This window comes from Enterococcus cecorum, from assembly GCF_052119425.1.
Taxonomy (GTDB): Bacteria; Bacillota; Bacilli; order Lactobacillales; family Enterococcaceae; genus Enterococcus_E; species Enterococcus_E cecorum_C.
Map to the genome: position 1 here is coordinate 69,406 of NZ_JBQKFH010000002.1, position 12,281 is coordinate 81,686.

The 12,281-nt window shown below is 36.4% G+C and carries 12 protein-coding genes; 1 reads left to right on the top strand and 11 read right to left on the bottom strand.

The genetic code is table 11. The features are described 5' to 3' along the window. Positions 1-54: 54 nt before the first annotated feature. The 9 genes from ACTQZM_RS00800 to ACTQZM_RS00840 form a co-directional block, all read right to left on the bottom strand. Entirely contained in the window at positions 55-684 is a 630-nt protein-coding gene (locus ACTQZM_RS00800; protein ID WP_171315732.1) for a V-type ATP synthase subunit D, read from the bottom strand. 5 nt (positions 685-689) lie between these two features. Continuing rightward, positions 690-2,069 (bottom strand): V-type ATP synthase subunit B, encoded by a 1,380-nt coding sequence (locus ACTQZM_RS00805; protein WP_016250998.1) that lies wholly within the window; start codon positions 2,067-2,069, stop codon positions 690-692. Continuing rightward, positions 2,062-3,843, bottom strand: a complete 1,782-nt coding sequence (locus ACTQZM_RS00810) for a V-type ATP synthase subunit A (protein WP_047340929.1) — start codon at positions 3,841-3,843, stop codon at positions 2,062-2,064. Before ACTQZM_RS00810 ends, ACTQZM_RS00805 begins: the two co-directional genes overlap by 8 nt. A gap of 186 nt (positions 3,844-4,029) precedes the next feature. After that, a complete protein-coding gene (locus tag ACTQZM_RS00815; protein WP_016250996.1) occupies positions 4,030-4,341 on the bottom strand; it encodes a V-type ATP synthase subunit F in 312 nt (103 codons plus the stop codon). Beyond that, complete coding sequence (locus ACTQZM_RS00820) at positions 4,331-5,323, bottom strand: V-type ATPase subunit (protein WP_047334982.1); 993 nt, start codon at positions 5,321-5,323, stop codon at positions 4,331-4,333. The genes ACTQZM_RS00815 and ACTQZM_RS00820 overlap by 11 nt, the downstream gene beginning before the upstream one ends. Before the next feature lie 15 nt (positions 5,324-5,338). Then, positions 5,339-5,923, bottom strand: a complete 585-nt coding sequence (locus ACTQZM_RS00825; protein ID WP_441652590.1) for an ATPase V — start codon at positions 5,921-5,923, stop codon at positions 5,339-5,341. Between the two features lie 15 nt (positions 5,924-5,938). Beyond that, positions 5,939-6,403, bottom strand: a complete 465-nt coding sequence (locus ACTQZM_RS00830) for a V-type ATP synthase subunit K (RefSeq protein WP_016250993.1) — start codon at positions 6,401-6,403, stop codon at positions 5,939-5,941. Then, the gene (locus ACTQZM_RS00835) at positions 6,400-8,391 is read right to left on the bottom strand and encodes a V-type ATP synthase subunit I (RefSeq protein WP_441652591.1); all 1,992 of its coding nucleotides are present in this window, start codon (positions 8,389-8,391) and stop codon (positions 6,400-6,402) included. Before ACTQZM_RS00835 ends, ACTQZM_RS00830 begins: the two co-directional genes overlap by 4 nt. Then, the gene (locus tag ACTQZM_RS00840) at positions 8,378-8,692 is read right to left on the bottom strand and encodes a hypothetical protein (protein WP_224762833.1); all 315 of its coding nucleotides are present in this window, start codon (positions 8,690-8,692) and stop codon (positions 8,378-8,380) included. Before ACTQZM_RS00840 ends, ACTQZM_RS00835 begins: the two co-directional genes overlap by 14 nt. A gap of 693 nt (positions 8,693-9,385) precedes the next feature. On the opposite strand from ACTQZM_RS00840, the gene ACTQZM_RS00845 reads away from it, so the two are divergent. Next, positions 9,386-9,829, top strand: coding sequence for an Lrp/AsnC family transcriptional regulator (locus ACTQZM_RS00845; RefSeq protein ID WP_248624066.1), 444 nt, complete (start codon positions 9,386-9,388; stop codon positions 9,827-9,829). 43 nt (positions 9,830-9,872) lie between these two features. Here the strand turns inward: ACTQZM_RS00845 and dltD are convergent, their stop codons facing one another. Both dltD and ACTQZM_RS00855 read right to left on the bottom strand, forming a co-directional pair. Beyond that, positions 9,873-11,132 (bottom strand): D-alanyl-lipoteichoic acid biosynthesis protein DltD, encoded by a 1,260-nt coding sequence (gene dltD, locus ACTQZM_RS00850; protein ID WP_441652592.1) that lies wholly within the window; start codon positions 11,130-11,132, stop codon positions 9,873-9,875. A 145-nt stretch (positions 11,133-11,277) separates the two neighbouring features. Continuing rightward, a complete protein-coding gene (locus ACTQZM_RS00855; RefSeq protein ID WP_441652593.1) occupies positions 11,278-12,093 on the bottom strand; it encodes a LysR family transcriptional regulator in 816 nt (271 codons plus the stop codon). Between the last annotated feature and the right edge of the window lie 188 nt (positions 12,094-12,281).

A 12,281-nucleotide genomic window follows, 5' to 3' on the forward strand; every position in this document is an offset into this window, starting at 1 on the left:
CATATTTTCTAAAATAAATAAACTCCCCTGCCATCAAACAGAGGAGTATAAAGTTTATTTGTTCATATTTTTAATTTTAATCAAACGCGTGATTTCAGAGCGTTCATTTTCTTCAAGTTTCATACGAATGCGATAAATGGTTTGCTCTAATTGTGGAATGGTCATGTATTCCAAAGCATTCACCCGACGTCTAGTCTTTTCAATTTCTGTAGACATCAATTGACACGTTTTTTCGATTTCCGTTAACTCTAATAGCTTGGGTAGAATCGCGGTAAAATCATCAATCACCGTATCTAACTCTGCATTGGAATTCAGATAACCATATTCTAAAGGTGAAGAAAGCAAGTCATCATCATAGTCAAAATTCATAACTGGTACTTTGACGCTCATGATATTTTTTTCTAACACATCTAGACTCACTTCACTTGCTGGCAACATGAAAAGCTCTTCAATAAAGTTTTCATTAATGGCCGCATCAGCTAACATCAATTGGCGCATCGCTTCTTGTAGTTTTGCCTCGACTTCTTTACGCAATTGGTCATTTTTGCGGATAAGTAAGATAAATTGACGCATCAGTTCATCTTGTTTATCCTTTAATAATTTATGACCACGAGTAGCTGTTTGTAATTGCTTTTTGAGTCGAGTCAGCTCCATTCGCGTTGGATTGACATTTAACTCAGGCATGGATCTCACACCCCTTTAGTAGGTAGATATTCATCCAACATGTCGTCTTTGATTCGTTTTAATTCTGTACGTGGCAACATTGAAAGCAGTTCCCAACCTAAATCTAACGTATCAAAAATAGAACGATTGGTGCTAAATCCTTGGTTCACATATTCTTTTTCAAAACGATCAGCAAATTTTGCATAGATTTTATCCACATCAGATAAAGCTGAATCCCCTAGTACTACCGCTAATTCCTTGGCTTGTTTTCCTTGGGCATAAGCAGAGAATAGTTGGTTCATCGTAGCAGCGTGATCTTTACGCGTTTTACCTTCCCCAGTCCCTTTATCTTTTAGACGTGATAATGAAGGTAGCACATCAATTGGCGGTTGAATGCCACGTTTGTATAAATCACGTGAAAGGATGATTTGGCCTTCTGTAATGTAACCTGTTAAGTCAGGGATTGGATGAGTCTTGTCTTCTTCAGGCATGGTTAAGATTGGAATCTGGGTCACGGAACCTTTCAAACCACGAATACGCCCTGCACGTTCATATAAAGTGGCTAAGTTTGTATAAAGATAACCAGGATAGCCACGACGACCAGGGACTTCACGACGAGCGGCCGAAATTTCACGTAAGGCTTCACAATAGTTGGTCATATCGGTCATGATAACTAAGACGTGCATGCCTTTTTCATAAGCGAGATATTCTGCTGCAGTAAGTGCCATACGTGGGGTTGCAATCCGTTCAATCGCAGGGTCATTGGCTAAATTCATAAAGATTACCGAACGATCAATCGCTCCTGTTTGACGGAAATCTTCCATGAAAAATTCAGCTTCTTCAAAAGTAATCCCAATCCCTGCAAAGACAACGGCAAAGTCATCATCGGTATTTAACACATTGGCTTGACGGGCGATTTGGGCAGCCAACTCTTTATGTGGTAAACCAGATGCTGAGAATACTGGTAATTTTTGACCACGAACCAATGTATTTAAATGATCGATAGCCGAAATTCCTGTTTGGATAAATTCATCCGGATAGTCACGAGCAACTGGGTTAATGACTTCCCCATTAATATCCATCATTTTTTCAGGTAAGATGGCTGGACCGTTATCTTTTGGACGACCTAAACCATCAAACACACGGCCAATCATGTCTTCAGAAACCCCAAGCTCTAGCGGATGACCTAAAAAACGCACCGCAGAGTCTTTTAAGTTAATCCCACTTGTTCCTTCAAAGATTTGCACCAAAGCTTTATCTTCTTGTACTTCTAGGACTTGGCCGCGACGTAATTCACCATTTTGCAAGCGAACTTCGATAAGCTCTTCATATTTAACCCCTTGCACCCGATCGACAGCCATCAAAGGACCGACGACTTCACCGATTGTACGATATTCTTTAATCATTCGTCATTCCTCCTTGAGCCACAATTTGTTGCATGGTTTGCTTAATATCTTGATTAATTGCATCTAATTTTGCTAATTCTTCTTCAGGTACATATTTACTGCGGGCAATGCGGTCTCGTAATGCCACTGTACCATTCATAATTTCACTTAGATAAGCTCCTAATTCTAAGGCGCGTTTACCTTCTGCGTTAAACGTTAAGATATTGTTTAACATCTTAAATTGTTTTTCACGAGAAGTAAACGTATCGACGCCATCGAAAGCATTTTGTTGTAGGTAATCTTCACGAATTGATTTAGCCACTTGTAAGGTTAAGCGGTCTTTATCTGAAAGTGAATCAATCCCTACCAAACGCACAATTTCTTGTAATTGTGATTCTTCTTGTAATAGACTCATCCCTTCAGTCACTAATTCAGACCAATCAGCTTGTAATTGTTGATCTAAGAATTTACCAACTTCAGTGGAATAAAGTGAGTAACTTTGTAACCAGTTAATGGATGGGAAGTGTCGTTGTTGCGCCAATTGCGAATCTAATCCCCAGAACACTTTAACAACGCGTAAAGTATTTTGCGTCACTGGTTCAGAAATATCCCCACCTGATGGCGAAACCGCTGAAATGGCAGTGATACTACCTTCACGTTGATCGCTACCTAAAGCTATCACACGTCCAGCACGCTCATAATATTCAGCCAAACGTGAGCCAAGGTAAGCTGGATAGCCTTCATCCCCAGGCATTTCTTCCAAACGGCCACTCATTTCACGCAAGGCTTCAGCCCAACGAGAAGTAGAGTCAGCCATAATTGCCACATTATATCCCATATCACGGAAATATTCAGCAATCGTAATTCCAGTATAGATAGAAGCTTCACGGGCTGCTACAGGCATATTTGAGGTATTGGCAATCAAAATGGTTCTTTCCATTAAGGATTCACCTGTATTTGGATCTATTAATTCTGGAAATTCATTTAATACATCGGTCATTTCGTTTCCGCGTTCCCCACAACCGACATACACCACGATATCCACATCGGCCCATTTAGCAATTTGGTGTTGAACCACGGTCTTACCTGCACCAAATGGCCCCGGAACCGCCGCTGCGCCACCTTTTGTTACTGGGAAGAAAGTATCAATAACACGTTGGCCAGTAATCATTGGCGCATCAGGATTTAATTTTTCCTTCACTGGACGCGCTTTACGAACGGGCCATTTTTGAAGCATGGTTAATTCGCGTGGTCCTTGAGCAGTTTCCACTACGTAAATCACTTCATCAATGGTAAATTCTCCGGACTTAATTTCAGTGATTGTTCCTTCTACACCTTTAGGCACCATGATTTTATGAACAACAATTTTCGTTTCGTCCACAGTACCCACAACATCCCCACTCACTACAGTATCTCCTACAGCGACACAAGGATTAAATTGCCATTTTTTCTCATGGTCTAACGCAGGTAATTGCACGCCACGACCTAAGAAATTACTTTTAGTGACTTCCATAAATGTATCTAATGGACGTTGAATGCCATCAAACATTTGTGAAACAATCCCAGGAGCTAACTCAACTGATAAAGCTTCTCCGGTACTTTTTACTACTTCTCCTGGTCCGATACCAGAAGTTTCTTCATATACTTGAATAGAAGCGACATCGCCACGCATTTCAATAATTTCGCCAATAACGCCTAAGTCACCAACATAGCAAATATCTTGAATACTTGCATGTGACATATTTTCAGCCATTACTAACGGACCTGAAACTTTAATGATTTTTCCTTCTTGCAAAATCGCTACCTCCTAATTTTTTATTGATGGTGTTCTTATCTACTCCACGGCGTTCAGCAGCTAGACACTGTGAAATTCGCCCTCCCGCTTGTGAAAATCTCCTTTCATCCGATTTTCTCAGCAGGAGGTAAGCACACGAATTTCTTCGAGGCTTCCCGAGCTGCTTCACGACCTTATTCTGTGTTCTTATAGAATATTTTGTCCGACGGCTTTTTCGACGCGGTCTCGGATATTTTGTTGGCCGATTCCTAAGCTTCCTGAATGGTTTGGGATTAGGACAATCGCTGGTGTCATTACTTCATCGAAACGTGCGATGGTTTCACTAACCTTTTGTGCATATTCTTCTGTAATGTAAATGACACCATAATCTTTATCAGCCATCTCTTCAATCGCTTGACGAATTTCAGCAGCCGTATCTACAAAGCGGACATCAAAACCAAATAATTTGAAAGGTAATACTGAATCTTTATCACCGATAACACCAATTTTATAAGTCATAAGTCAGTCTCATCCTTTCTTTAATTTCTTGATTGGTAAAACCACTGCGTTTTCCTACGATAATCGTTCGTAAATTCTTCGTTTCGACTTCTTTTGCATTTAAATAAGCTAAAAGTGGTAAAGGCCCAAACGCGACGGATGTGGCACGAACATAGTGATCTGTTAAGAAATTATCCTTGATTTTTTCTAAAAGATGGAAGTTCAACTTATTATCACGTAAAGCCTCTTGTAATAACTCACCATAAGTACTATTAAGTAAATAATCTACAAAAGTCGCTTCATCTTCTTTACAAAAACGCAGTAATTCTTCTTTATCAATACTGCCACAGCTTGAAAGCACGCCAGTCATAAACGCTTGGCTACGATTTTGGACAATGCCACGACCGGCTGTGATAATGTTCGTCAAATCAATAAAGCCGATAATTTCATCCAACAGTTCGGGATAACCTAATTGTTCACCGATTTTACGCTGCATCCTTAAAAAGGCGCGATCATAAATGACATCTATCCCTTGAATGACCTTTGATTCTTCGAGATATTCACGTACTTCTAAAATGCTAGCCATCAAATCTTCTGGTAATTGCGATACTCCTGTTTTAATGGCGCTCTTTAAAGTATCGATATCGTAAAAGCCATCATAAATACATAGATAATCATAATCTTGATCTAAAACTTGTGCCTTGGTTAAAACTTTCAAATTGTGGAAAGTATAACGCATGGTATATATCCAAATAACCTCTTTTTCAGGTGCTAAATCAATCAGTTCTGAAATTGTATTTTCGATATCATGATTCAAATTTTGCTCGAAATGATAGGCAAAATTCTCCCCAAGATAGTCTTGATAAACCGTATTGGATAAAATTTGAGACACTTGTTCTAAATCATCAGCTGCAACCAAGCGCTCAAAAGTGTCTTTGGAAAGCAAACTCGACTCACGAATTCGCACCAATGGATTGACCTCATGATAGGTAGGCTTACTCATTGAATCACCTTCCTTTTATTCAAACAACTGCTTAGCTAAATCAAAACTCATCGTTGTTTGGATATCTTTAATTAAGTTTTCGAAAATAAAATTATATTGAACCCCACCATCATCAATGATAAAGCCTGCTTGTTTATTGATGATTTTATCCGCTAACTGCAGTGAAAAAGGTAATTGCGCATTCAATTTCGCAATAAAATCAGCTGAATAAGCCTTTTTAGAATATTCACCGCTGATAAATTGTACCTCATGATTCAAGTCTAAACTTGCTAAGGCTTGTTGCGCAAAATCTTGCATTTGCTCAGGTGACCAAGCTGCCATTTCTTCAGCTGCTTGCACAAATAAATGCTCTAAATAGCGTTGTTTTTCATTTAAGATGGTTTGTCTCGCTTCAACTTCTTGACGGTTATGAAGTTGTTTATATTTTTTATCTAGCATTTGCGCTTGTTTTTTCAGTTGACGTTCTTTGTCTTGTGCTAACAGGTTAAATTTTTGTTGATAGACTTCATCAAGACGTGCCAACTCTTTTTTCTCAAAAGCTTCACGTTCGCTACGTGCTTGACTTTCGATTTGTTCGATAATATTGTCGATGGCACTCATTTTCTCACCTCGCGATTACTTAGTTAGAATCATAATAGAGATAACGAAACCTAAAATTGCATAAGTTTCAACCATCGCTGCGTAGATAATCCCTTTACTCATATGTTCTGGTTTTTTCGCTAAAATTTGGATACTTGCTGCAGAAACTTTACCTTGGGCAATCCCTGAACTTAAACCAGCAAAAGCAACTGGTAATGAAGCGGCAAGAAGTGTCAAACCTTTTACTAAATCCATGTTAGGAGAAGCTTGTAAGAAAATCATTACCGCGATAACGAAACCATATAAACCTTGTGTACCAGGAAGTAATTGTAGTACTAAAGATTGACCAAACTTTTCTGGTTGTGAAGTCGTTAACGCCGCCGCAGCTTCCCCGGTAAAGCCTACCCCTTTAGCTGACCCAATTCCTGAAAAGATTGTTGCAATAGCCATACCAAAGACTGCTGCAATAAATCCACCATTTGCATTAAAAAATTCCATCATTTTTGATTTCCTCCATTGTTTTCATTATTCCATTTAATATTGACATGTTTTTCACTTGATTTGAGTGGCATAAATTTACGTCCGCCACCTTCATAGAATTTACCAAAGTACTCTACATATTGTAAACGTACCCCATGCACATAAGCACCTAGTAAAGATAAGAAAATGTTTAAAGCATGTAAAGCTAACAATAAGGCAATACCTACCGTAAAGCGGACAACTGGCGGTAAGAAGCTAACGATTAAGTTAAACGCTGCTGCAATTGATCCACCAGAGATACCTAAAGCCATTAAACGAGTATAGCTGACTAAATCGCCGACATAGCTACTAATACCATATAAATCATATAGCCCACCCACAAAGCCTAATACTTTTGATTGACTATTAAAAGTTGGTATCAAGACGATTGAAGCCGCACCTAAAATAGCTAAGAACAGACCGATATAATAAACGGTTTGGCCTAAACCTAACATTTTACCTGCTACGGCTAAAAGTACGCCAACTAAGATTGCTTGCCAGGCAAATCCATTGGTAATTGCCGCTGCATAATCTTTTTTCTTTATATTTTGATAACCAGCTAAACTCAAACCAACTAAAATTTGAATAAAGCCAAAAATAACTGTTAATAATAAGATTTGAATGACATCATTTGTCGTAGAAAGAATCGGCTTATAAGGTAAACTTTCGCCAAAACAAGAATTATAAATAATCCCCCAAATAATTGTCGGAATACTTAAAATTTGGAAAAAGCGGACAAAGCGTTCGGTCCCACTTGGAAACACCATCACTTTTAAAGCAATCGTCGTTCCGATAAGCATCAATGCACCGTAACCAATATCTGCAACCATCATCCCGAAAAAGACTAAAAAGAACGGGAACATCCATGGTGTTGGGTCAATTTCATTATATTTAGGTAAACTATATAATTCGATGAGCATCTCAAACGGACGAATCAACGGATGGTTTTTCAATTTTGTTGGTACTTCTTGATCTATTTCTTCCGTTGTTGGATCTTCAAAATCAATATAGACTGTATCTGCGCCCAATTTTGCTGCTAATTGTTGTGTTAAGAGATTGACTTCATCTTCGCCAACCCAACCTTGTAAAACCAATAAATGCTTGGTTGTCACTAACTTACTTTGCGCTTCTAAACGACTTTTTTGTGCCAATAAATATTCTTCAGCAATTTGTAACTTATCAATCCATTTGCGCTTTTGTCCAAGGGCTTCTGTTAGCTCTCTTTGCTCTTTCAATAATTGCTTGTTCTCTTGATTGATGGCTTTTAGACTATTTTTCACTGTCCCTTGAATGTTAATCCGTGTTCGAACCACACTAAAGCGACTAAATAATTCCTTAACTTCAGTCTCTTTTGCTTTTAAATAAATACACGCAAAGGATGCAACCTTGGTATCATCATAAACTAATTCCAGATAAACATTCTTTAAAGTAGCTACTTTTTGTTTAAATGCCTCATAGTTTTCACTACCAATCTGGCCAAAATATACTTGCGTAGTAGTAGAGTCGAGATTTTCAAAATTCAAATCTAGATTCTGCCAGCAAAAGAGCGCTTCTTCTTTATCTGATAAATGTCGTAGCTTTTGTTCAACAGTTTCCCATCTTTGCTTTAAATCAAAAATTTCATGTAATTGTTGCATGATGACTTCTTCTTTATGCAGTTGATCTAAATCATACAAAGATAGATTTTGACGTTTTAATAATTGACTTTTAACCTTGATGCTTCCATAATGGTTCACAAAATCAATGGCTTCATTAATTTTTTGAATTTTTTGTTGGTAATCAAGCAAATCTTGGCTAATATCTTTAGGAGACACGCCATCAAAATACGTATGAACCCATTCATTTGATACATTTTGAACAAATACATCGCGCACTTGTACTTGCTGTAAATCTTGCAAGACTTTCAGCAATTCTTCTTGCCATTTACTTTGAGCAATCAGGGTTACTTTTTTCATTCTAGTGACTGCCATAGGTTACCATCACCTTTTCAATCACTTGCGCAACTGCCTTTTGTGCATTTTCTTGATAACTCGCCTCTAAATGCTGCTTAGTCGTAGCTACTTCTTTGGCTAATTTTTGCGCCTCTTGTGTCAAACTTTCTTGCTTTTGGGCTTCTGTTTTTTCAATAAAAGTCTTAACTTCAGCTTTATTTTGCGACAATTGAGCTTCATATTTATGTTGAAGTTCTAATTCATAGTCTTTCATCTTTTGTCGTAAAGCTTGCATTTGCGCTTCATTTTTCGACTCCGTTGCTTTAATTTTATCAAGCACTTCTTGCAATTGATTCACATCCTTTCAAATTTGACTAAATACGTTATACTTGTATCCGCCAATTTTAAGCACCATTAAATCTCCATTAAACAAAAAATTGACCATTTCTACAAGAAGTCAGTCCTTCTCACCCCTTGAAGAACGCGATCCTTGAAGCATATGCTCAACCATTTCGTAATATTCGATTTACATTGGATAGTATAGCAAAACTTACTGAAAAAGAAAAGAAAAAAATGAAAATACAAGTCCAAACAAAGTACAGTTAAAATTATGAAAACACCTTATTTTAATTATCAAAAAATCTTTCTTCTATTATAATAGATTGTCGATAATGCGATTTTTCGTTTGCAGTATTTATTAATTTTTCTTAAATATTTCAAAAAATATAATCATACTCTTTTCAATTATTAAAAACCAGCATATAAACCCGAATGATTAATATAACAATAAAATTTAAGGAAGCAATCACAGTTTTAGTTATATTATACAACTCAAACAGTTATATCTAAATATCTTTAACTAAAATCACACTATTTTTTAAAATTCACTTTAAAGAATTAGTTGCCCCTTTATAAATCTAAAATCACCATTCGTGAAAAGTTTAATTTTCTTTTTGATTGAGGTTAGATTCATAATATTGCTTGCAAGTTGATAACGTAATCGCTAAAATGAAAAATAAAGGAGGGGATATTTTTGGATGATTTAGATTACAAAATATTGAATATCCTTCAAAGAAATGGTCGTATTACCGTTAAGCAAATTGCCGAAGAGTGTTTTATTTCCTCTCCATCGGTTTCTGTACGACTACAAAATTTAGAAAATAATGGCTATATTAAAAATTACCAGGCAATGGTTAATTACCAAAAATTAGGTTATTCTATCAAGGCTTATGTCAATTGTGCCGTCAATGCTAAAGATAAAGATGCCTTTTATCAATACATTGAGTCTATTCCAAATGTCGTAGAATGTGACTGTATAACAGGAGATTACTCAATGTTATTGAAGGTTTATTTTCCAAATACTATCGACCTTGATAACTTTATTAATGCCTTGCAACGCTTTGGAGACACCAAGACACATATTGTCTTTTCAACCAATGTCGGTCCACGAGGCGTACAATTCCAAACCAATGCCTAACAAAAAGCTTCATCTCCTTGATTGGGAAATGAAGCTTTTTGTTTTACTCTACATTTTCTTGATCTTGCCACTCTTTAGAAAAGAATTGGGCATTATTTAAATGATAATTGGTTGGTTCATAAGGTTGCGCTAAAAATGGTGCAATCGCCTCATCCGCTCTTAACCAACCACGCCAACCCAAATGAATCGTATCGGCCATAAAGAAGCGCACATTGGCCTCCTTAGAAAAGTCCGCAATATCGGTAAAACCTTGACTTTGTAATTGATACTTGATTTTTTTAGCAAAGCGTTGCAACATCTCTTGAGAAAGTCCGGTATAATCACTCCATTTTTGATTAACTGGTGGAATAATGAATAAAACCTGTGTATGTGATTGAGCAAATTGATTCAATACCAATTGAAAATCCGCAAATTCTGGAGATTGACAATAGTTCCATTTACGTTGAGAATTCTTCAACCCTTTGATACCAATTTCTAATCTAGCTTTATAAAACCCATTATCAATTTCAAATCGATTATTATTGGTGTGTTTTTGACCAATTTTTTCCGCTAAACTATCTAAGACTTGATAATTATATTCATTCGGTAATTTTTTAGCAAAGAAATGAATCTTCTTTTCTTTTGATAACATCCCGACTTGCGTAAAAAGATGGTCCTCTTTTTGTAATAATTGGTAATTATATTCTAAATAATGGCGTTGTTTACTTGATAATTGATTTGAGCCATTCGCAATTGCAGTCAAGACCGCACTCATTTTCGCATTATCTTTAATTCGGCTATAATTTAATAATCTTTGTGCATAATAACGGTCAGAATCACGCACTTGATCAATAGAAAGCAACCAATGATATAGTTCAAGCTCAGAAAAATAAGCATTGAACTCTAAATCTTCCATCCCCTTTTTCGTAAACCATTGCGGTGAAATAATGAAGACTGCTTTTTTATTTGTTAATTCCTTACTTAAAGAATTACTAATCGCAAATTGACTTAAAGACTGGGTACCTGGAGCCCCTAATAAAAATGGACGGTAGGAACGATGATATTTTTCAGCCAACACACTTGGATGAAATGGACTTAGACGACTTAACTCAGAAGAACCAAAAAACGGAACATACTCTCCTGAAGCAATAGCCGGATTTTTAATCGCCATACCTCCAAATACGTTACTAGCCATACTCGTAGAGGCTTGTTGCCAGACTCTCGGTTTTTCAATAGTTTTCTTTGAAGGCCAACAAAAAATCAGACCTAAAATAATAAGTGCGACCAATAAAGGTGCAAAATGACTTAGTATCTTTTTTGACATTATTGTATACCAACGTTAGATAAATAACGTAATTCCTTTCTTAAAATCAAAGTACAATTCATTCTTCTCATCCAAAATAACGCGAAAAGAGATAAACTGCAAGCCATTTTAAGTGTTTTTTGAAAATTTCAATAAAAAATCAGTCTTAAGGATGAGATTTCGACCACTGCTTGATAAAGGAAATCATTTCTAAAATAATTGGTTGTGCGAGATGTTCTCTTTCAACTAAATAAAAATGACGCAAATATTCTTCTGATAAAGTTTGGTAAGGTAAATCTTTTGCCGCACGTTTCGATAAAATAGTCTGACCAAAGCCTAATTTGAGCATTTCTACAATTAGTTCATTATTTTGGATTTCGATGATTTTACTATCGATATTATTTTCCTCCATAAGACGCTTCGTATAATGATAAACACCGGAAGTCCCCTCTCTTAGTAACCACGGTTGATCTTTTTGACCGACATAGACTAACTCATCTTGCATCAAAGCCGTTCGTTTCACCGATCCTGTAGCCAGTGGCTTTTCAATAAATCCAAATTCAATTTCATGGCTTTGAATGGCTGTAAAAACTTCATAGGAATTAAGCATCTGAACAGAGAATTGCACTTGCGGAAATTTTTGTTCTAAATCAATTAATAATTGCGGTAAAACATAAATCGCAAAAGTATGAGAAGCAGCCAGTTTGCAACGGATTTTCTTGGTATCTTTGTGATGCATCTTATATTTGATTTCTTGCCAGTCTTCTAATAAATTCAATGTATCTTTATAGAGCGTATCAGCTTGGGGAGTGGTCATCACTTCTTGGCGACCATTTCGAATAAAGAGTGTTACTTGTAAATCCGCCTCTAATTGTTTGATTTGATTAGATACAGCAGGTTGTGAGATAAATAATTTCTCGCTTGCTTTTGAGAAGTTACGCGTTTCATAGACAATTTTAAACGTCTCTAATAATTTAAACATTCGTAATCCCTTCCATAAATATTTTTTATACTTACTATAATAGCATTATTCACAGTAATTAGAAAAGTTCCTATATAATAAAAAGCGTAACAGAATATAAGAAATCGACAAGTACCCAAAATACAATCAAGTACAATCCTTCCCATTTTTCATTCTTTCAAAAAGGGCTTGTTTGATTTCTATTATTC

Excerpts from the sequence above, each read along its gene's own strand:
- ACTQZM_RS00800 (WP_171315732.1), bottom strand. The coding sequence starts at position 684 with ATGCCTGAGTTAAATGTCAATCCAACGCGAATGGAGCTGACTCGACTC.
- ACTQZM_RS00805 (WP_016250998.1), bottom strand. The coding sequence starts at position 2,069 with ATGATTAAAGAATATCGTACAATCGGTGAAGTCGTCGGTCCTTTGATG.
- ACTQZM_RS00815 (WP_016250996.1), bottom strand. The coding sequence starts at position 4,341 with ATGACTTATAAAATTGGTGTTATCGGTGATAAAGATTCAGTATTACCT.
- ACTQZM_RS00820 (WP_047334982.1), bottom strand. The coding sequence starts at position 5,323 with ATGAGTAAGCCTACCTATCATGAGGTCAATCCATTGGTGCGAATTCGT.
- ACTQZM_RS00825 (WP_441652590.1), bottom strand. The coding sequence starts at position 5,923 with ATGAGTGCCATCGACAATATTATCGAACAAATCGAAAGTCAAGCACGT.
- ACTQZM_RS00830 (WP_016250993.1), bottom strand. The coding sequence starts at position 6,403 with ATGATGGAATTTTTTAATGCAAATGGTGGATTTATTGCAGCAGTCTTT.
- ACTQZM_RS00835 (WP_441652591.1), bottom strand. The coding sequence starts at position 8,391 with ATGGCAGTCACTAGAATGAAAAAAGTAACCCTGATTGCTCAAAGTAAA.
- dltD (WP_441652592.1), bottom strand. The coding sequence starts at position 11,132 with ATGTCAAAAAAGATACTAAGTCATTTTGCACCTTTATTGGTCGCACTT.
- ACTQZM_RS00855 (WP_441652593.1), bottom strand. The coding sequence starts at position 12,093 with ATGTTTAAATTATTAGAGACGTTTAAAATTGTCTATGAAACGCGTAAC.